Annotated in this window: 17 protein-coding genes; 6 read left to right on the top strand and 11 right to left on the bottom strand. The window is 70.6% G+C overall.

The annotated features are described in order from the left end of the window. Window positions 1-126 precede the first annotated feature (126 nt). Window positions 127-657 carry a carboxymuconolactone decarboxylase family protein gene (locus AB0C27_RS46790; RefSeq protein ID WP_357859466.1) on the top strand — a complete coding sequence of 177 codons (531 nt, stop codon included), beginning with the start codon at window positions 127-129 and terminating at the stop codon, window positions 655-657. Between the two features lie 72 nt (window positions 658-729). Here AB0C27_RS46790 and AB0C27_RS46785 read toward each other — a convergent pair whose 3' ends face one another. From AB0C27_RS46785 to AB0C27_RS46750, 8 genes are all read right to left on the bottom strand, one after another. Continuing rightward, window positions 730-1,710 (bottom strand): aminoglycoside phosphotransferase family protein, encoded by a 981-nt coding sequence (locus AB0C27_RS46785; protein WP_357859463.1) that lies wholly within the window; start codon window positions 1,708-1,710, stop codon window positions 730-732. A 2-nt stretch (window positions 1,711-1,712) separates the two neighbouring features. Further along, entirely contained in the window at window positions 1,713-2,708 is a 996-nt protein-coding gene (locus tag AB0C27_RS46780) for a LacI family DNA-binding transcriptional regulator (protein ID WP_357859460.1), read from the bottom strand. Between the two features lie 33 nt (window positions 2,709-2,741). After that, window positions 2,742-4,112 (bottom strand): GH1 family beta-glucosidase, encoded by a 1,371-nt coding sequence (locus AB0C27_RS46775; protein WP_357859457.1) that lies wholly within the window; start codon window positions 4,110-4,112, stop codon window positions 2,742-2,744. Beyond that, the gene (locus tag AB0C27_RS46770) at window positions 4,109-4,912 is read right to left on the bottom strand and encodes a carbohydrate ABC transporter permease (RefSeq protein WP_357859454.1); all 804 of its coding nucleotides are present in this window, start codon (window positions 4,910-4,912) and stop codon (window positions 4,109-4,111) included. The genes AB0C27_RS46775 and AB0C27_RS46770 overlap by 4 nt, the downstream gene beginning before the upstream one ends. Continuing rightward, complete coding sequence (locus tag AB0C27_RS46765) at window positions 4,909-5,871, bottom strand: sugar ABC transporter permease (protein WP_357859451.1); 963 nt, start codon at window positions 5,869-5,871, stop codon at window positions 4,909-4,911. The genes AB0C27_RS46770 and AB0C27_RS46765 overlap by 4 nt, the downstream gene beginning before the upstream one ends. After that, the gene (locus AB0C27_RS46760) at window positions 5,868-7,166 is read right to left on the bottom strand and encodes an ABC transporter substrate-binding protein (protein ID WP_357859448.1); all 1,299 of its coding nucleotides are present in this window, start codon (window positions 7,164-7,166) and stop codon (window positions 5,868-5,870) included. The genes AB0C27_RS46765 and AB0C27_RS46760 overlap by 4 nt, the downstream gene beginning before the upstream one ends. 214 nt (window positions 7,167-7,380) lie before the next feature. Continuing rightward, entirely contained in the window at window positions 7,381-8,271 is an 891-nt protein-coding gene (locus tag AB0C27_RS46755) for a serine/threonine-protein kinase (protein ID WP_357859445.1), read from the bottom strand. Between the two features lie 151 nt (window positions 8,272-8,422). Continuing rightward, window positions 8,423-10,255 (bottom strand): N-6 DNA methylase, encoded by a 1,833-nt coding sequence (locus tag AB0C27_RS46750; protein WP_357859442.1) that lies wholly within the window; start codon window positions 10,253-10,255, stop codon window positions 8,423-8,425. Between the two features lie 76 nt (window positions 10,256-10,331). Between AB0C27_RS46750 and AB0C27_RS46745 the strand changes: the two genes are divergently transcribed. Both AB0C27_RS46745 and AB0C27_RS46740 read left to right on the top strand, forming a co-directional pair. Beyond that, a complete protein-coding gene (locus AB0C27_RS46745) occupies window positions 10,332-11,102 on the top strand; it encodes a protein phosphatase 2C domain-containing protein (protein ID WP_346105901.1) in 771 nt (256 codons plus the stop codon). A gap of 181 nt (window positions 11,103-11,283) precedes the next feature. Then, window positions 11,284-12,240: a CHAP domain-containing protein gene (locus AB0C27_RS46740; protein ID WP_357859439.1), complete on the top strand. Its 957-nt coding sequence runs from the start codon at window positions 11,284-11,286 to the stop codon at window positions 12,238-12,240. A 15-nt stretch (window positions 12,241-12,255) separates the two neighbouring features. Here the strand turns inward: AB0C27_RS46740 and AB0C27_RS46735 are convergent, their stop codons facing one another. Further along, entirely contained in the window at window positions 12,256-13,311 is a 1,056-nt protein-coding gene (locus AB0C27_RS46735; protein ID WP_357859436.1) for a glucose 1-dehydrogenase, read from the bottom strand. Between the two features lie 118 nt (window positions 13,312-13,429). Here AB0C27_RS46735 and icmF point away from each other — a divergent pair, with 118 nt between their 5' ends. Further along, window positions 13,430-16,615, top strand: coding sequence for a fused isobutyryl-CoA mutase/GTPase IcmF (icmF, locus tag AB0C27_RS46730; protein ID WP_357859433.1), 3,186 nt, complete (start codon window positions 13,430-13,432; stop codon window positions 16,613-16,615). Window positions 16,616-16,699: 84 nt separating this feature from the next. Further along, on the top strand, window positions 16,700-17,200 hold the full coding sequence (gene tpx / locus AB0C27_RS46725) for a thiol peroxidase (protein WP_357859431.1): 501 nt from the start codon (window positions 16,700-16,702) through the stop codon (window positions 17,198-17,200). 43 nt (window positions 17,201-17,243) lie between these two features. On the opposite strand, the gene AB0C27_RS46720 is transcribed toward tpx, so the two are convergent. After that, complete coding sequence (locus tag AB0C27_RS46720) at window positions 17,244-18,050, bottom strand: SAM-dependent methyltransferase (RefSeq protein ID WP_357859428.1); 807 nt, start codon at window positions 18,048-18,050, stop codon at window positions 17,244-17,246. 87 nt (window positions 18,051-18,137) lie between these two features. Between AB0C27_RS46720 and AB0C27_RS46715 the strand changes: the two genes are divergently transcribed. After that, window positions 18,138-18,884 (top strand): helical backbone metal receptor, encoded by a 747-nt coding sequence (locus AB0C27_RS46715; RefSeq protein ID WP_357859424.1) that lies wholly within the window; start codon window positions 18,138-18,140, stop codon window positions 18,882-18,884. A gap of 15 nt (window positions 18,885-18,899) precedes the next feature. Here the strand turns inward: AB0C27_RS46715 and AB0C27_RS46710 are convergent, their stop codons facing one another. Beyond that, window positions 18,900-20,057: an ROK family transcriptional regulator gene (locus AB0C27_RS46710; RefSeq protein ID WP_357859421.1), complete on the bottom strand. Its 1,158-nt coding sequence runs from the start codon at window positions 20,055-20,057 to the stop codon at window positions 18,900-18,902.

Raw genomic sequence — 20,057 nt, 5'->3', positions numbered from 1 at the left:
CCGAATCATGTATACACCGTAAACGGCGATTGTTTACGGTGTCAACGTAGGGGCCGCCTCCGCGCGGGCCCGGCCGTCGTATCCTCCAGGCGACGACGGTGAACGCCCCGAGGAGAGGGAACCAGAGTGACCCCACGGCTGCGCAGAACGCTCCCGCACGACCTGGACGCCGAGACGAGGACGCTCTACGACAAGATCACCTCGGGTCCGCGCGGCGGGTTCATGGTCGACGGGGAGGGCGGACTCACCGGGCCGTTCAACGCGATGTTGCTCAGCCCGCCCGTGGGCGATCCGCTGCAGGAGCTCGGGGCGGCGCTCCGCTACCGCTCGACGCTCACCGACCGGGCGCGGGAGCTGGCGATCCTGGTGGTGGCCGGGCACCAGGACAGCGCGTTCGAGCAGGCGGCCCACGAGCCCATCGCCCGCGGTCTGGGCTTCACCGAGGAGCAGTTGCGGGCGTTGCGCGCCGGCTCGCCGCCGGCCTTGTCCGATCCGGGGGAGGCGGCGGTGCTGCGGGTGGCCCGCGCCCTGGTGACGAAGGGGGATCTGGACGACGAGGAGTACGCGGTGCTGGGGGAACGGGAGCTGTTCGAGCTGACCACGCTGGTCGGCTACTACTCGACCCTGGCGCTCCAGCTCCGGGTCTTCCGCGTCTGACTCCTCAGCCGTCGGTCGGCGGCGGGGGTCAACTCCGGCTGCCAGCGGCGGGTCCGTCCCGTCAGCCGTTGGTCAGCGGGTGGCGCCGCTGGGGTCGCGGAGCCAGGCATCCAGGGCGGCTCGGGCGCCGGCGGCGTGCTCGGGGAAGCGCAGCGCCCTGACCAGCACCCACAGCGTGCCCTGCAGCCCGCGCGCCGCGACGAACGTGCGCAGCTCCGGGTCGTCGGGATCGGCCCCGTACGCCCGCACGGCTGCCCGCCCGTCGAGGCGGGTCGTCCGCGACAGGCAGGCCAGGTCCCATCCCACGGGCGCGGACATGCACTCCTCGAAGTCGTTCCACAGCGGCCCGGCCGGCGTGGCCAGCAGATTGCCCGGATGCGCGTCCCCGTGCACGACCTGCGCCGGCGGCGCCTGCTCGGCTCCGCTCGTCCGGACGTCCCCGCCCGCCTGCCCGCCCTGCCCGGTGCTGAGGCCGGCGCCGAGGCGTTCCGCCAGGGCGGCGTGGGCGGTGCGGAGGCGGTCCAGCGCCTCGGGGTCGATCTTGCCCGAGAGCAGCTCCAGCAGCCGTACCGGCTCCTGGAGCACCGGCCCGAGCAGCGGCAGCTCGCCGGGGAACGCGCGCAGGACCGCGTGCAGCTCGGCCAGCATCCGCCCGGCCGTGTCCGGTGTCGGCACGTGGCCTGGATCGTGCTCGGCGTAGGCCCAGAGGGACAGCGTCACCCCGTCCCGTACGTGCGGCCCAGGGGGCAGCAGGTCGCTCGGCGGCACCACCGGCGCCCCGGACGCGTGCAGGTAGGACGCGACGGCCAGCTCGCGTTCCAGCGCCTCGGCGGGCCGGGGACGGCCGAGCGCGGTGACGGTGGGGATCCGCGCCACGATCGGCGCGGGCCGCAGGTGGACGCGCAGGTTGAAGGAGTCGTTGAGCACGACCGGCTCCCGCACCCGCACGCCGTGCTCCTCCGCCAGAGCGACGGCAGCGGACACGGCGGTGGACACAGCGGCGAGCACTGCGGCGGGCCCGTCGGCGGATCCGGCGGCGGCGCGGGAGACCATGCTCAGGCGGACTCTCTGACCACGAGCTCCGTGGGCAGGATGATCGGATCGGTCGGCCCGCCCTCGAAGAGGTTGAGCAGCAGCCGCACCATGGCCGCCGCCTGCTCCGTGACCGGATGCCGCAGCGTCGTCAGCGGCGGCTCGGTGTATTTCGCCGCCTCGATGTCGTCGAAGCCCACCACGGCCACGTCGTCCGGCACCCGCCGGCCCGCCTGCCGCAGCGACTGCAGCGCCCCGACCGCCATCAGGTCGTTGGCCACGAAGACGGCGTCGAGCCCGGGATCGTCGCCGAGGAGCTGGCGCATGGCCACCGCCCCTGACTCGCGGGTGAAGTCGCCGACGGCCACGATCGAGCGGCGGTCGGAGTCGCGCAGCACGTTGCGGTAGCCGGACAGCCGGTCCTGGCCGGCGATCATGTCCTGCGGCCCGGCGATCGTGGCGATCCTGCGCCGCCCGCCCTCCACCAGGTGCCGCACCCCGGCCTCGGCCCCGCCCACGTTGTCGTTGTCGACGAAGGGGATGTCGACGGGAACGGCGGGCCGCCCGTACGAGACGACGGGGACGCGCAGCCGGGACAGCGCGGACGGCAGCGGGTCGGCGCCGTGCATGGACAGCAGCATCACGCCGTCGACGTGACCGCCGGAGATGTAACGCTCCACCCTGGCGTGACTCTTGGGTGAGGACGCCAGCATCAGCACGACCTGCTTGTTGATCGCCTCCAACTCCATCGAGGCGGACCTGATGGCGGTGGAGAACAGCGGGTCCTCGGAGAAGACGCGGGTGCCCGGCTCGCTGACCACCAGGGCGACCGAGTCGGTGCGCTGGGTGACCAGGCTGCGGGCCGCCGAGTTGGGCACGTAGCCCAGCTCGTCGATCGCGCGCTGCACCGCGTCGCGGATGTGGGGGGCCACCGTCGTCTGCCCGTTGACCACCCGGGACGCGGTGGCACGCGAGACACCCGCCCGGGCGGCGACCGCCTCCAGGGTCGGGCGTCTCATGACTGTCTCAGAAGGGAGAGCACGGGCAAAAATCTACAGCCCGTTGCGGCCGATGACGTCCCGGTACCACAGCGCACTGTCCTTGGGCGTCCGGGTCTGCGTGGCGTAGTCGACGTGCACGATGCCGAACCGGCGCCGGTAGCCCTCGGCCCACTCGAAGTTGTCGAGCAGCGACCACACCAGGTATCCGCGCAGGTCGGCGCCCGCCTCGATGGCCTTGTGCACCTCACGCAGGTGCCCGTCGAGGTAGGCCACCCGATCGTCGTCGTGCACGCGCCCGTCCTCCACGACGTCGTCGAAGGCCGCGCCGTTCTCGGTCACCATGAGTCCGACCTGCGGATAGTCCTTGGAGAGCCGGATGAGTAGCCGGGACAGGCCGTCGGGGACGATCGGCCAGCCCATCGCGGTCGTGGGTGCGTCCGCGGCGGCGAACTTGACGTCCTCCGAGCCCGGCCACGCGGCGTCGGCGGGCAGCCCTGGGCCCGACTCGACCACGCACGGGTTGTAGTAGTTGATGCCGATCAGGTCGATGGGCGCGTTGATCAGCTCCAGGTCGCCGTCCTTGACGTGGCCGGTCCCGCCGTTGCGCTCGGCGGCCGCCAGCACCTCCTCCGGGTACGTGCCGCGCAGGGCCGGGTCGAGGAACTGCCGGGTGAGCAGCGCGTGGATGCGGTCGGTGGCGGCCGCGTCGGCCTCCGAGGCCACCGCCGAGGGGTCGTTGACCTGGGCCGGGGTGAGCACGGGCGCGGAGTTGACCACCAGCATGATGCTGCGCGCCCCCGCCTCGCGCAGCCGCCGCGCCGCCAGGCCGTGGCCGAGCAGCAGGTGGTGCGCCGAGCGCAGGGCGTCGGCCGGGTCGCGGCGGCCCGGCGCGTGCACGCCGTTGCCGTAGCCGAGGAAGGCGGCCACCCACGGCTCGTTCAGCGTCGCCCAGTCGGTGACCCGGTCGCCGAGCTTGTCATAGACGGCCTGGGTGTAGTCGGCGAAGCGGTAGGCGGTGTCGCGGTCGGTCCAGCCGCCACGGTCCTCCAGCGCCTGGGGCAGATCCCAGTGATAAAGGGTGACATATGGCGAAATTTCGGCGGCCAGGAGTTCGTCCACGAGCCGGTCGTAGAACGCCAGGCCGCGCGGGTTGATCGGGCCTTCGCCGTCCGGCTGGATGCGCGGCCACGCCACGGAGAACCGGTAAGCCCCCAGCCGCAGCTCACGCATCAGCCCGACATCGTCCCGATAGCGGTGATAGTGGTCGCAGGCCACGTCGCCGGTGTCGCCGTCGGCCACGTTCCCGGGGGTGTGGGAGAAGGTGTCCCAGATCGACTGGCCCCGCCCGTCCTCCTTGACCGCCCCCTCGATCTGATAGGAGGCCGTGGCGGCTCCCCAGACGAAGTCCTCGGGAAAGATCATCCCTTAACAGCTCCTTGCATGATTCCACCGATGATTTGCTTGCCGAACAGGGCGAACACGGCCACGAGCGGCAGGGTCCCGATCGCGGTGCCCGCGAGGCCGAGCACGTAGTCGTTGACGTACCCACTGGCCAAGGTCGACAGCGCCACCTGGACGGTCGGATTGTCCGGGCTCAGCACGACCAGCGGCCAGAAGTAGTCGTTCCAGGCCGACATGAACGTCAGCATGCCCAGCACCGCCGCCGCCGGCCGCGCGGACGGCAGCACCACGTGCCAGAACAGCCCCCAGGTGCTGCACCCGTCCACCCGGCCCGCCTCCAGCAGCTCGTTGGGCAGGGCGCGGGAGAGGTACTGGGTCATGAAGAACACGCCGAACGCGTTGACCAGCGCGGGCACGATCAGCGCGTAGTTGGTGCCGGTCCACTCCAGCTTCACCATGAGCATGTAGAGCGGGATGATGCCGAGCTGCGCCGGGACCATCATGGTCGCGACGGTGATCACGAGCATGACGTTCCTGCCCCTGAACCTCAGCTTGGCGAAGGCGAACCCGGCCAGCGTCGAGAAGAACATCACCGCGATCGAGATCGACCCTGCCACGATGACCGAGTTGACCAGCGCGAGCCCGAAGGGCACGGTGTCGAAGACCCGGGCCACGTTGGCGAAGAAGTTCCCGCCGGGCAGCAGCGGCGGCGGCACCTCGGCCAGCGCGGAGTTGTGCCTAGAGGCCACCACGACGCTGTAGTAGAGCGGGAAGGCCGAGAAGAAGGCCACCGCGGTCAACGTCAGATAACGCAGCTTCACAGCACACCGCCCTTCACCTTGCGGGTGATGAGGAAGTTGATCCCGGCGACGATCACCACGGCCAGGAACATCAGCCATGACGCCGCGGAGGCGTAACCGAAGTCGAACGTCGAGTTCGCGAAGGCCTGCTCGTAGACGTACAGCGCCAGGGTCTGGAACTGACGGTCGGGGCCGCCCGTGGCGATGCCGCCACCGCCGCCGCTGCTCTGCCCGAACAGCAGGGGCTCGGCGATGATCTGCATGGCGCCGATCGTGGAGACGATGACCACGAAGATGATCGTCGGCCGGATCATCGGGATCGTGATCCGGCGCAGCTGGGTGAAGTTGCTCGCGCCGTCGAGGGTGGCCGCCTCGTACAGCTCACGCGGTACGGCCTGCATGGCCGCCAGGAAGATCAGCGCGTTGTACCCGGTCCAGCGCCACATGATCATCACCGACAGCGCGATGTGCGAGGTGGCCGTGCCCGCCGCCCAGTCGATGTTCCCGGCCCCGAACCAGGACAGGATCCAGTTGATCATGCCGAAGTCGCGGCCGAAGAGCTGACTGAAGATCACCACCACCGCCACCACGCTCGTGACGTTGGGCAGCAGCAGCGCGACCCGGAACAGCGTCTGGAAGCGCAGCCGCCGGTTCAGCAGGTGCGCCAGCCAGATCGACAGCGCGAGCTGCGGCACGGTCGACAGCACGCCGATGGACAGGGTGTTGAAGGTGGCGTTCCAGAAGTAGTCGTCGGCGAGCAGCGTCGTGTAGTTGGCCGCTCCGACGAACTCCTGCGTCTCCGACAGCAGGGTCCACTCGTGCAGGCTCACCCAGGCCGTGTAGATCAGCGGGAACAGGCCGAAGGCGCAGAACAGCAGGAAGAACGGGGCCACGTAGGCGTACGGCGACACCCTCACGTCGAGGGTGTGCCGCACGCCGCGCCTACGCCGTCGCGACACCGCGAGGGGAAGGGTGCTCATTTGATCTTCTTGACGTCCTCGAGCACCTGCGCCCACGCCTCGTCCGGCGTCTGCTTGCCCTGCTCGACCCGGCCGAGGCCGTTACCGATGACCGTGCGGACGTCGGCCTCCTTCGGGCCGAGGTGCTGCGGCTTGAGCGCCTTGGCGGCCTCGGAGTAGATCTTGCCGATGGGGGCGTCGCCGAAGAACGGCTTGGTGAAGTTCTGGATGGACGGGTCGTCGTAGAGGGACGGGATCGACGGGAAGGTGCCCTCCTCCTTGAACACCTTGGCCTGGTTGTCCTTGGAGGTGAGGAAGTCGATCAGTTCGGCCGCCTCCTTCGGGTGCTTGCTCTGCTTGGGCACCATCAGGTGCGAGCCGCCGCTGTTGCCCGAACCGCCGGGCACGGCCGCGATGTCCCACTTGCCGGAGGCGTCCTTGGCCTGCTCCTGGATGAAGCCGGTCATCCAGGCCGGGCAGATGATCGTGGCGAACGAGCCCTTGGCGAAGCCGGTGTTCCACGGGGGCGAGAAGGCCGCCAGCTTGGCGGTCAGGCCCTCCTGGGTGAGCCGGTTCGACAGGTCCCAGGCCTTCTTCACCTCGGGGTTGCTCTCCACGATGATGTTGTCCTGGGCGTCGTACAGGCCGACGGGCGCCTGGTTGACCATGGCGCGGAAGATCTCACCGGGAGAGTCCACGAACTTGGCGCCGGCCACGTTCGCCCCGGCGAACTTCTTGCCGGTCTCGATGTACTGATCCCACGTCGGCCAGAGCGCCGCGACCTCCGTGCGGTCGTCCGGCAGCCCGGCCTTCTTGAACAGGTCCTTGCGGTAGCACATGGCCAGGCCGCCCACGTCGGTGCCGAGGCCGAGGACCTGCGTGCCGTCCTTGCTCAGGCCCTGCTGCCACTTCCAGTCGAGGTAGTCGGCCTGCCGCTTGTCCAGCCCGAACTGCTTGAGGTCGGTGAACTTGCCCGGCTGGGCGGTGAACGTGCTGATGTAGCCGACCTCGACCGCCGCGACGTCCCCCGCGCCGGCGTTCGTGGCCAGCCGCTTGACCAGGTTGCTGTGGTGGTCGTTGAACTGCGTGACGTTCTCGACGATCTCGACGTTCGGGTGCGTCTTCTTGTACTCCTCGTAGAGCGGCTTGAAGCCGAAGTCGCCGAACAGGTCGACGGTCAGTTTGATCTTCTCTCCTGGCTTGGCGCTCGACTCCGCCGCGGTGTTGCCACCGCCGCCGCCACCGCACGCGGTCGCCAGGGCGAGGACGGACGCGGTGAGCACGGGCAGGCCGAGCCGCCGGATGCGAGGGGTCATGGAAACCCTCCATGGTTGGAGCTGGGGGACGAGTGAGAGAGCGCTCTCTCAAGAGATTGTTGGAGCTCACACGCTGCTGTCAACGGGTGTTAAATAACGATCCGAATTCTGCGAGAGAGCGCGTTCACTGATTCCCCAGCGTGCCGGGGGCCATGGGGGAAGGGCGGGAAAGAGCCGTCGCGGCCGGTCAGGCGGCGAGGGAGGTCGCGGCCGGTCAGCCGGTGAGCGCGCGTCCCGCCATGCGGGCGTACATGCGGCCGGGGCTCGGGGCCTGCGTCAGGAAGCCGGGCAACATGGGCAGATCCACCGCGAAGGGGTCGAGGCGCTCGTACAGCTCGTTCGCGTCGGCGGGACGGTCGTCCGGCTGCTTGGCCAGCAACTGCGCCAGCAGCGCGCCCAGCGGCCCCGGCAGCCCTGGTATGGTCGGCGGGCGCTCCTTGACCTGCTGCTCGAAGACCACGTAGTCGGTGGGCCCGGTGAAGAGCTGGCGGCCGGTCAGCATCTCGTGCAGGACACAGCCGAGCGAGTAGAGATCGCTGCGCGGCTCGGCCACGCCGTGCTGGATCTGCTCGGGCGCCATGTACGCCGGCGTGCCCAGGATCTGCCCGATCCTGGTGAACGTGGTGACGTCGGCGTCCCGCAGCATGGCCAGGCCGAAGTCCAGCACCTTCACGCTGCCGTCCGGGCAGAGCATGAGGTTGGTCGGCTTGAGGTCGCGATGGCAGATCGCCAGCGCGTGGGCGGCCGACAGCACCGCGCACGCCTGGGCCGCGATGGCCGCCGCCCACGGCACGGGCAGCGGCCCGTGCTCGTGCACCACGTCGGCCACCGTGACGCCCTCGATGAACTGCATCACCTGGTAGAGCCGCTGCTCGTGGGTGCCGAAGTCGTAGAGCACGGGCGCGCCCGGATGCTCAAGCCTGGCCAGGATGCGCGCCTCGCGGATGAACCTGCGCTCCAGCTCGTGATCGGGCCCGCTGGGCAGCCGCAGCAGCTTCACCGCGACCCGCCGGTCGAGGTGGCGGTCGTGACCCGCGTAGACCGCGCCCATGCCGCCCTGCCCAAGAGGAAGGTCGTCGAGCACATAGCGGTCGCCGATGACCATTACCGTCCCTCCCGCATCCTTCCGGGAAAAACTACACTGTCGGACGGCTGAGCCCGCCTCATAAAGCGAGACGATTCCGGTGCTGGGCGACGACGTGCGGCGAACAGGGCGGCGATCATTGCGCCGATCACTGGGCCAATCACTGCGCCGATCACTGGGCCCCGTGGGCGGGGGGATGGAGGTGGCCGTCGGCCAGGCCGTCGAGACCGAGTCTGATGAGCGTCTGACCCAGCGTCGAGGTCTCGCGGATGGCGTCGTCGAGCACCGCCAGTTGCCTGAACGCCTCGCCGTACGCCTTCTGCTCCTTCAGCGACAGCCGGGGCAGCCGGGTGCGGCGCACGTCGAACCGGCTGGAACCGGTCGTCACCCGCCCGCCGGCCGCGCGCAGGAAGCCGGCCAGGAAGTCGGGGTCGAGCCGACGGCCGTCGACCCGGTAGAGGGTCAGGTGGGGGCCGAGCACCGCCCCTGCGCCGTCCTCCATCACGCGTACGGCGGAGTAGGAGGCCACCACGTCGCCGGGCCTGATCGCGACCAGCCCCTGCTGCACGGTGGTCGAGCCGGACGGCGCGCCGCCGGTGAAGACGTCGTCGGCGGTCAGCACCGGCACGTCGCCCCCGTCGGCGGCCATCTTGGGCGGGGCCTGCGACGTGCTCACCAGGCCTTCCTTGATCAGGTCGCCCAGCGTGGTGGCGGGCTGGTCGAGCGGCTGCTCCAGCACCTTGAGGTCCGGCGGCACGGCGGTGGCGGCGAGGAAGCGGTCGCGTGCCTCGGCGAAGGCCCGCCCGAGGTCGTCGCGCCGCTGGTGCCTGGCCGGGGTCATGTCGACCTCGTCGGCCAGCAGGTCGATGATGCGCACGGTCTGATCGGACCGTTCCTCCAGATACGCCTGCCAGGCCGGCTCCACCACCGACAGGTCGGCCGTGGCGTCGAGGATCAGCACCTCGGACGGTGGCCGGTCACCCGCCGCCGGGCGGCGCAGCAGCCACAGGTCGGAGCCGGGCAGCGCCACGACCGCGCGCAGCGCGCCCGCGCGCAGCAGGTTGGCCCGGATGCGGCGGCCCGCCTTGCGGCTGGCGGCGGCCGGGGGCATCAGGATGGCGACCAGGCCGCGCGGCTTGACATGGGTGAGGCAGTGCTGCACCCAGGCCAGCTCGGGCTCGCCACGGGGCGGCAGGCCGTACTCCCAGCGCGGATCGCCGGTCAGCTCCTCGTAGCCCCAGGCCCGCTCGTTGAACGGCGGATCGCACACGACCGCGTCGGCGCGCTCGCCGGCGAACCCGTCGTGACGCATGGCGTCGCCGGCCACGACCCTGGCCGCCAGGCCGCGCAGCCGCAGCCTGGCGGCGGCGATGGCGGCCGAGGTCTCGCTGAGCTCCTGGCCGAGCACCCGTGCCGCACCGGCGGGGGAGAGCAGCAGCGTGCCGACGCCGCAGGCCGGGTCGAACAGGGTCGCGCCGTCGGCGCTCACGAGCCGGACCATCAGCGCGGCGACGTCCTCGCGGGTGATCGACAACTGCCGCGAGTGGGCTTCGAGATAACGCTCACACAGGAACTCGTACGCGGCCCGCGCGCCGTGCTGCTCGCCCAGTTCGAGAACGAGCTCCGCCAGCTCGGGCTCCAACTCGCCGGCCACGCGGGGATCGCGGGCGCCCGGCAGATCATCACGGGATCCCGCGCCGTCACTCGCGGCGGCGGAGGCCCTGGTGAGCAGGGCTCCGGCCTGGGCCACCAGCTCGCCGAGCCGCAAATCGCCCGCGGCTTTCAGGCGTTGCCACACCCGATCTCCCAGGGAGACCTGGTAGGACTTCCCATAGCGCCGCAGCCACGACTCGACCTGCCGCAGGGAGAACAGCGGCTGGTTGGCGGTGCCGCCGATGGGCTGGGGGAAGTCGTCGTGGCGACGGCGCCAGTTGCTCACCGCGGCACGCCCGACACCGGCGAGCCGGGCGATGTCCCCGGCATTGACGGTCGGGTCGTGGCTCATGGAGCCCACAGTAGTTCACAAGAGTCTTCAGCGCATCTGCTTGTGAAGTCTTTCAACCAATGATTTACTGCTGGGTATGAAGCACAACATCCGCTATGCCGCCGGATCAGACGTGGGCCGCCGCAGGGAGCAGAACGAGGATTCTGGCTATGCGAGCGGCCGGTTGCTCGTGGTGGCTGACGGGATGGGTGGACACGCGGCCGGCGAGCTGGCGAGCTCGGCGGCGATCGCCGTCATGCGCGAGCTGGATGCCACGCTTCCCGAGACGGGCTCCGACCTGGAGGCGGCCCTGGAGGGCGCCGTGCACGAGGCGGCGCGCAGGCTGGTCGAGCTGGCCGACATCGACCCCGCCCGCAGGGGGATGGGGACCACGGTGACCGCCATGCTGTGGGACGGCTACCGGTTCGCCCTGGCTCATCTCGGTGACTCCCGCGGATACTTGCTTCGCGATGGTGCTCTCTACCAGATGACCAAGGATCACACACTTGTGCAGTCGATGGTGGACGAAGGACGGATAACGGAGGATCAGGCCGCCGTGCACCCCCGTCGTTCCATGGTGCTGCGCGTGCTGGGCAGCGAGGGCCGGGCGGAGCCGGACATGGCGCTGCGCGAAGCCGAGCCTGATGATCGCTACCTCCTCTGCTCCGACGGGCTCACGACCGTGCTCGGGCCCGAGGTCCTGCACGAGGTGCTGACCACGGTGGCAGACCCGGCCGCGGCCGTCCAGCGTCTGATCGATCTGGCCAACGAGGGCGGCTCGCCGGACAACGTGACCGTGGTCGTGGCCGACGTGGTCGCGCCGGGCGCGGGAGACGCGGGCATCTTCCGCGTGGGCGCCGGCGCCTGACCATCGTAGTAGCGCGTCACACCAGCCTCAGCAGTCACATTGCCGAAATTTCGGCTCATAGCAAGACACTTTCCGAATGACACGCGCACTTTCGCGATGGCGCTATTACAGTCCATCGTGATTTGTCGGTTTTCTGGGAGGAGTCGCCCTGGACCCGATCGCGGACGAGCTGCTGAAGACGGTGCGGCAGGAACTCGGTTACAAGGAGAAGAGCAGCCAGTTCACCAAGTTCGGCCAGTGGTACGCGGATCGCGTCCAAGACCCCCAATATCGCGACGCGCCCTGGTGCGACATGTTCCTCGCCTGGGCCGCGAACAAGTCCGGCCTCACCGACTACGTCGGCGAGTTCGCCTGGACGCCCTCCCACGCGGCCTGGTTCATCCAGCGGGGCGCCTGGTCGCAGAAGCCCGAGCCCGGAGCGCTGGTCTTCTTCGACTGGCGCGGCGGCAAGAGCTACAAGGGCATCGACCACGTCGGCGTGGTCGAGCGCGTCAGCGGCAAGAAGATCCACACCATCGAGGCGAACGTCGACCGCGTCTGGCTCAAGCGCAAGACCAGGGAGACGGACAAGGTCGTCGGGTACGGCCTGCCGCGCGTGGTCAAGGCCAACGCCGACAAGCTGGACGAGATCCGCTCGACCGAGCGCCCGTTCGCGTCGCCGCCGCCCGTGCGGGTCGGGCAGGGCTCGCCGCTGGACGTCTTAGGCACGCCGCCCGCGCTGCTCGCCGCCATGGTGATCATGACCATCGTGCTCTCGCTCCGCGTCTCGGGCCGCCGCCGTGGCACCCACCGCCGCCTCGCCTGGGCCTGGCCCCTGCGCCGCCTCAACCCGCCCGCGCAGCCGCCGTCCGGCCCGAAGGTCCCGTCCCCCAGAAACCCGCTGACCCCGCCCGCCGCCGACGGCGCGAAAGCGCCGCGCGAGAAGCCGCCGGCCCGCCAGAAGGCACCGCCCCGCGAGAAGACTCCGGTCCGCGAGAAGGCCCCGGTTCCGAAGAAGACCCCGGCCCCCGAGAAGGCTTCCGAGAAGGCTCCCGAGAAGCCCGCCCGTCCGGTCAGGAGCCGGGTGCCGGCCGGTTCGGGCGGTTCCGCCGCGAAACACCCCACCGCGTCGAGACGCAGACCGTACGAACGGGACTAACCCCGGCAAACAGCGCTAAGCGGTCAGGTCGATGACGGTCTTGACGTTGTCGTGGCCGGCGGGCTCGAACGCCTCCAGGGCACGCGTCAGCGGCACCCGCCGCGTGATCAGCCGCTCCAGCCAGGCCAGGTCCGCCTTGGCCAGCGCCGCCGCCGCGTCGCGGTAGTGCCGCAGGTTCCCGTTCACCGTTCCGAAGACCACGTCGTTCTCCAGCACGATGTCCCGGTTGATCACACCGGCGTCCACCCGGTGCGACCGCCCGCCGGACGCGAGCCCGCACAGGCAGACGATGCCCGCGGCGGCGGTGGTGGTCATGGCGTCGATGACGAGCGGCCCCGCTCCCGTGCACTCGATGATGAGATCCGGCTTGGCCTCGGCGAACTCCGCCAGCGACGAGCCGGAGTGGTACGTCGCGCCGATCCCCTCCACCAGGCTCGACTTGAGCCCGGGGCCGGACCGGTCGAGGACGTGCACCTCCAGCCCCCGCTGCCGTCCGAGCAGCGCCGCCAGCAGCCCGATCGGCCCGGCGCCGGTGACCAGCAGCGTGCGCGGCTCGAACCAGGACCGCGCGCCGATCCGCTCGATCTGCTCCCACGCCTTGGCGACCACCGACGCGGGCTCGACCAGCGCGCCGACGCTCTCCAGCGAGCGCTCCACCTTCACGGCGTAGCCGGCCTCGACGGTCCAGCGCTCACTGGCGAACCCGTCGAGCTCCTTGATGCCGCGCTCGGTGTAGCCGCCGTTGCGGCACATGTCGAACTCGCCCCGCGCGCAGGCTCCGCACGGCACGGGGTCGGGGCGGCGCACGACGCCGGCGACGAGCTTTCCCGGCGAGAACGCGGACCCGTCGGGGGCTTCGAGCACCCGCCCGAGCGACTCGTGGCCGATGACCATGCGCTCCTCGCCCGGTGGCGGCCAGCCGTAGCCGGCGCCGATCAGCTCCCTGTCGGTCCCGCAGATGCCGACGGCCAGGCCCTCGACGAGCAGCTCGCCCTGACCCCGCCGCGGGTCGGGCACCTCCCGCACGTCGAGCGTGCCCTCACTCCCCGGTTCGAACGTCAGCGCGCGCATCCCCGCCACCTCCTCGGAAGGGCCCTACCCACGCTGCCCCCGTCCACCTCGCTCTTGGGAAATAGTAGGACGTCCTAGTATCTTCGTAAGTGAAGCCTCCACGAAGGAGTGATCAGGCGTGCACGTCCCGCGACACCCCGTCCGTTTCGTGACCGCCGCGGCCCTGTTCGACGGGCATGACGCGGCGATCAACATCATGCGGCGCATCCTCCAGTCCCAGGGTGCCGAGGTGATCCACCTCGGGCACAACCGGTCGGTCGACGAGATCGTCACCGCCGCGATCCAGGAGGACGTCCAGGGGGTGGCGATCAGCTCCTACCAGGGCGGGCACGTGGAGTTCTTCACCTACCTGGTGGACCTGCTGCGCGAGCGCGGCGCCGGCCACGTGAAGGTGTACGGCGGCGGCGGGGGCGTGATCGTCCCCGAGGAGATCGAGCTGCTGCACTCACGCGGCGTCGCCCGGATCTTCTCGCCCGAGGACGGCCAGCGCTACGGCCTGCCCGGCATGATCAACAAGCTGATCGAGGAGTGCGACGTCGAGCTGGGTGACCCGCCCTCGGTGGAGGCCGTGGTCTCGGGCGACCAGGCGGCGCTGGCCCGCGCGATCACCCTGATCGAGAGCGGCCGGGCCCCCGCCGAGCTGGTGGCGGGCCTGGCCACGGAGCGGCGCGCGCCCGTCCTCGGCATCACCGGCACCGGCGGCTCGGGCAAGTCCTCGCTCACCGACGAGCTGGTCCGCAGGTTCCGTGTGGACAACGACGACAAACTGCGCATCGCGATCATCGCCATCGACCCGACCCGCAGGCGCGGCGGCGGCGCTCTGCTGGGCGACCGCATCCGCATGAACAGCCTGGGGCCCCAGACCTACTTCCGCTCCCTGGCGACCAGGGGAGCGGCCAACGAGGTGCCCGCCTGCCTCGACGACGTGATCAACGCCTGCCGCGCGGCCGGCTACGACCTGGTGATCGTGGAGACGCCCGGCATCGGCCAGGGCGACGCGGGCATCGTGCCGCACGTGGACGTGCCCATCTACGTGATGACGCCCGAGTTCGGGGCGGCCTCGCAGCTGGAGAAGATCGACATGCTCGACTTCGCCGAGGCCGCGGTGATCAACAAGTACGAGCGGCGCGGCGCCGAGGACGCCCTGCGCGACGTGCGCCGCCAGCTCGTACGCAACCGCGAGGCGTTCGGCGTCTCACCCGAGGACATGCCGGTCTTCGGCACCATCGCCGCCCGCTTCAACGACGCCGGAGTCACCGCTCTCTACCACCACCTCAAGCCCCTCCTCCCGACCGGCGCGAGCCCCGGCCTGCTGGCGCCGGTCCAGGGCCGCACCTCGCAGGCGTCGGCCGCCATCGTCCCGCCCGCCAGGGTGCGCTACCTGGCCGACATCGCCGAGACCGTGCGCGGCTACCACGCCGAGACGCTGGCCCAGGCCGAGGTGGCCCGCCGCCGCCAGCAGCTGGCCGCCGTACGCGACCTGCTCAGCGAGGCGGGCGCGCGGGAGATCGGCCGCGTCGGGGGGGAGCTGTCCGAGGAGAGCCGCGCGCTGCTCGACGGCTGGCCCGCCGTCAAGGAGCGCTACAGCGCCGACGAGCTGGTGGTGAAGGTATGCGACCGCGAGCTGCACACCCCGCTCTGGCGCGAGACGCTGTCCGGCAACCGCATCCCCAGGGTGGCCCTGCCCCGCTACACCGACCACGGCGACCTGCTGCGCTTCCTGCGCTCGGAGAACCTGCCGGGGATGTTCCCGTTCACCGCCGGGGTGTTCCCGTTCAAGCGCGACGACGAGGATCCGACCAGGATGTTCGCCGGCGAGGGCGACCCGTTCCGCACCAACAGGCGCTTCAAGCTGCTGTCGGAGGGACAGCCCGCGACCCGGCTGTCCACCGCGTTCGACTCGGTCACGCTGTACGGCCACGACCCCGACCTGCGCCCCGACATCTACGGCAAGGTCGGCACTTCGGGCGTCTCGATCGCCACGCTCGACGACATGAAGGTGCTCTACGACGGGTTCGACCTGGCCGCGCCGAACACGTCGGTGTCGATGACGATCAACGGCCCGGCGCCCACGATCCTGGCCTTCTACCTCAACGCCGCCGTCGACCAGGCCATCGACCGCTTCCGCGCCGAGCAGGGCCGCGACCCCGACGAGGCCGAGGCCCGCGAGCTGCGCGCCCGCACGCTGGCCACGGTCAGGGGCACGGTGCAGGCCGACATCCTCAAGGAGGACCAGGGGCAGAACACCTGCATCTTCTCCACGGAGTTCAGCCTGCGGATGATGGCCGACATCCAGGAGTGGTTCATCGCCAACGGGGTCAGGAACTTCTACTCGGTCTCGATCTCCGGCTACCACATCGCCGAGGCCGGGGCCAATCCGATCAGCCAGCTCGCGTTCACGCTGGCCAACGGGTTCACGTACGTGGAGGCGTACCTGGCCAGGGGCATGAGGATCGACGACTTCGCGCCGAACCTGTCGTTCTTCTTCTCCAACGGCATGGACCCCGAGTACAGCGTGCTCGGGCGGGTGGCCCGCCGGATCTGGGCGGTGGCCATGCGCGAGCGCTACGGCGCCGGCGAGCGCTCGCAGAAGCTGAAGTACCACGTCCAGACCTCGGGCCGGTCCCTGCACGCCCAGGAGATGAACTTCAACGACATCCGCACCACCCTCCAGGCCCTGATCGCCGTCTACGACAACTGCAACAGCCTGCACACCAACGCCTTTGACGAGGCCGTCACCACCCCCTCGGCCGACTCGGTGCGCCGCGCGATGGCCATCCAGCTCATCATCAACCGCGAGTGGGGCCTGGCCAGGAACGAGAACCCGCTGCAGGGCTCGTTCATCATCGAGGAGCTCACCGACCTGGTGGAGGAGGCGGTGCTGAGCGAGTTCGAACGGCTGTCGGACCGCGGCGGCGTCCTCGGCGCGATGGAGACGGGCTACCAGCGCGGCAAGATCCAGGACGAGTCCATGCTGTACGAGATGCGCAAGCACGACGGCTCCCTGCCGATCGTCGGCGTCAACACCTTCCGCAACCCGCGCGGCGAGGACGAGGCCGAGCCGCACCAGGTGGAGCTGGCCAGGGGCACCGAGGAGGAGAAGCGCTCACAGCTCGACCGGCTGCACGCCTTCCACGAGCGCAACCGCTCCGAGGCGCCCGCGCAGCTGGCCCGGCTGCGGGAGGTGGCGATGTCGGAGGGGAACGCGTTCGAGGTGCTGATGGAGGCGGCCAGGGTCTGCTCGCTCGGCCAGATCACCGACGCCCTCTTCGAGGCGGGCGGCCAGTACCGCCGCAACGTCTGACCGAGCTGCATGCCGGGACGGGGCCGGACATGGGACGCCGATAGGATCACGGTTCTGGGGAATATCCGTATTCTGGAGGATTTCATGTCCGACGTCACGCTCAGAGGTAACCCGATCACGGTCGGCGGCACCTTCCCGAAGCCCGGCGACAGCGCGCCGGCCTTCCGGCTCGTGGGCTCCGACCTGGCCGATCGTTCGCTCGACGACTTCGGTCAGAAGACCAAGGTCCTCAACATCTTCCCGAGCGTCGACACCGGCGTCTGCGCCGCCTCGGTGCGCCGCTTCAACCAGGTGGCCGGTGAGCACCCCGACGTGGCCGTGCTCTGCGTCTCGGCCGACCTGCCCTTCGCCCAGGGCCGTTTCTGCGGCGCCGAGGGCGTGGAGAACGTGACCATGCTCTCGCTCATGCGGGGCCGCGAGTTTCTCACCGACTACGGCGTGGCGCAGGAGTCTGGCCCGATGGTCGGGCTGGCCGCCCGCGCGGTGGTCGTACTCGACGGCGACAACAAGGTGATCTACTCGGAGCTGGTGCCCGAGATCTCCCAGGAGCCCGACTACGAGAGCGCGCTGTCCGCCCTCAAGTGAGCCGCCGCTGAGCGAGCCGCCCGCGTACGTCGCGGGCGGCGCCTCAGCGCTTGACGCCCACGCCGCACAGAGCCAGCGACGACTGCGGACCGGCGGCGGCGAAGTCGATCATGTCCGACAGATCCGGCCGCCACTGCGGCAACCACACCAGACCCGGATCCACCAGCTCGAACCCCTCGAACAGCGCGCCGATCTCGTCGCGGTCGCGCGGGGTGAGCGGCAGGCCGGCGCTCCGGTAGACCTCGGTGCACCGCTCGACCGCGGCCGGCCGGGCCTCGCTGGTGCCGTGGGACATGACCAGGAAGCTGCCCGGCGCCACGGCCTCGCGCAGCGCCGCGACGACCTCGCCGGGCCGGTCGGAGTCGGCGAGGTGATGCATGACCGCCACCAGCAGCACCCCGAGCGGACGGCCGAAGTCGATCGCATCCAGCACGCCGGGCTCGCGCAGGATCGCCCCGGGCTCGCGCAGGTCGCCATGGACGACGGTGGTGCCGCCCTGGCCCTCCAGCAGCGCGCGGGCGTGCACCAGCACCACCGGGTCGTGGTCGACGTAGACCACCCTCGCGCCCGGATCGACCTCCTGGGCGACCTCGTGCACGTTGCCCGGCGCCGGCAGGCCGGTGCCGAGATCGAGGAACTGGGTGATGCCGTTTCGCGCGAGATGGCGCACCGCCCGGCCGAGAAACGCCCGGTTCGCCCGGGCCGCCGCGGGTAACTCGGGAGCCACCTCCAGGATCTTCTCGGCCGCCGCGCGGTCGGCCGCGAAGTTGTCCTTCCCACCGAGGAAGTAGTCGTAGAGCCTGGCCACGCTGGGCGTGCTGGGATCGAAGCCGAGTGACTCCCGCTCCAACCGTGGTCCCCCGATCAACGAGTGAAACGATCTTAGGCTCGGATCATACGGACGCCGACCGACATTCGCAGGATCTAGGCTGCATACGTGGACGACCTCGGTGTGCCCGTGCGGATTCCCGCGACCGTGAGCCGCATCGTGTCCCTGGTGCCGTCGCTGACCGAGTCGGTCGCGGCGAGCCTGCCGGGGGCGCTGGTGGGCGCGACCGACTGGTGCTCGCACCCGGCCGGCCTCGACGTGACCAGGGTCAGGGGCACCAAGAACCCCGACCTCGACGCGATCAGGCGGCTGCGACCGGACGTGGTGCTGGCCAACGCCGAGGAGAACCGCGCCCCCGACATCGAGGCGCTGCGGGAGTCGGGAGTCGCGGTCTGGGTGACGAAGATCGAGACGGTGGCGGAGGCGTTCACGTCGCTGGAGCGGATGTTCACCCTCGCCTGCCGGGCGGAGCCGCCCGGATGGCTGGAGGAGGCGCGGGAGGCGTGGCGGGCGCCGTACGAGGGGCCGCGGCGGACGGCGATCGTGCCGATCTGGCGGCGGCCGTGGATGGTCGTGGGCCGTGACACGTTCACCGGCGACGTGCTGCGCCGGCTCGGCGTGGACAACCTGTACGCCGGCCACCCCGAGCGCTACCCGAAGATCCCGCTCGCCGAGCTGACCTCGCGCCGCCCCGACCTGGTGGTGCTGCCCGACGAGCCCTACGCCTTCAGCGAGACCGACGGCCCCGAGTCGTTCCCCGGCCTGACCTGCGTCCCCGTCAGCGGCCGGCTGCTCACCTGGTACGGCCCCTCCCTGGTGCGGGCCCCGGAGATCCTGCGCCGCGCCCTCGCCTGACCTGGCCGTGCGGGGTCAGCTCGCCGCGTCGGTCCTGGCGGCCAGGGCGGCGTCCACGGAGGCAGGGGAGAGCACGTGCTCCATGACGATCACCGCCATCCCCACGATCCCCGCACGGTCACCCAGCGAGCTCGTGACGATCTCCAGGTTCCTCGTCGTGTACGGCAGGCTGCGCCGGTAGACGACCTCCCTGATGCCCGTCAGATAGTGCTCCCTGGTCCGCGCCATGTCCCCGGCCAGCACCAGCACGCCCGGGTTGAGCAGGCTCACCGCCGTGGCCAGCACGACCCCCAGCGTGCGCCCGGCCTCCTGGACCCGTGCGATGGCCTCGGCGTCCCCCGCCTGCACGAGCTGGACCACCTCGCGGCTCGACGTCTTGCCGAGGTCGGTGGCCAGGGCGTGGCCGCTGGCCAGCGAGGCCACGCAGCCGCGCGAGCCGCAGGTGCAGACCCGGTCGTCGGTCTCGCGCAGCCGGACGTGCCCGATGTTGCCGGCCGCCTCCTCGACGCCGCGATAGATCTGGCCGTCGAGCACGATGCCGGTGCCGATGCCGGTGGAGACCTTGATCAGGATCAGCGAGTCGGTGCCGCGCCAGGACGACCACCACTCGCCCAGTGCCATCGCGTTGGCGTCGTTCTCCACCAGGATCGGCACGTCGAACATGGATCCGATGGCCTCGCCCACCGGATGGTCGTCCCAGCCGGGCATCAGGAACGACCTGATCACCCGCCCGGTGGTGTGGTCGACCGAGCCGGGCAGGTCGAGACCGACCCCGCACACGTCTCCGGCCGGCCGTCCGGCCCGGTCGAGCATCCGCTGGAACGCCTGCCGCACCCACGACAGCACGGCGTCAGGACCGAGCTCGATGCGCATCTCGGCGCGCTCCTCGGCCATCGGCTTGGCGGCCAGGTCGGTGAGCGCCACCCTGGCGTGGGTGGCGCCCAGGTCGGCCACCAGCAGCAGGCGCCTGGTGGCGTCCACGTCGAGGACGGACGGCGGCCGCCCGCCCCCGGAGACGCCCACGCCGGACTCGTGGATGTAGCCGGCATCGATGAGCCGATCGACCCGGTCGGTGATGGTCGAGCGGGACAGGCCGGTGTACTCGATCAGTTCTTTGCGGGTACGGCAGGTGCCCTTGCGGATCAGCTGGAGGATCTGCCCTGCCGTCAGCAT

It is taken from the genome of Nonomuraea sp. NPDC048882 (genome assembly GCF_040649755.1).
Classification (GTDB): Bacteria; Actinomycetota; Actinomycetes; order Streptosporangiales; family Streptosporangiaceae; genus Nonomuraea; species Nonomuraea maheshkhaliensis.
This window is presented reverse-complemented; position numbering and strand designations above follow the sequence as displayed.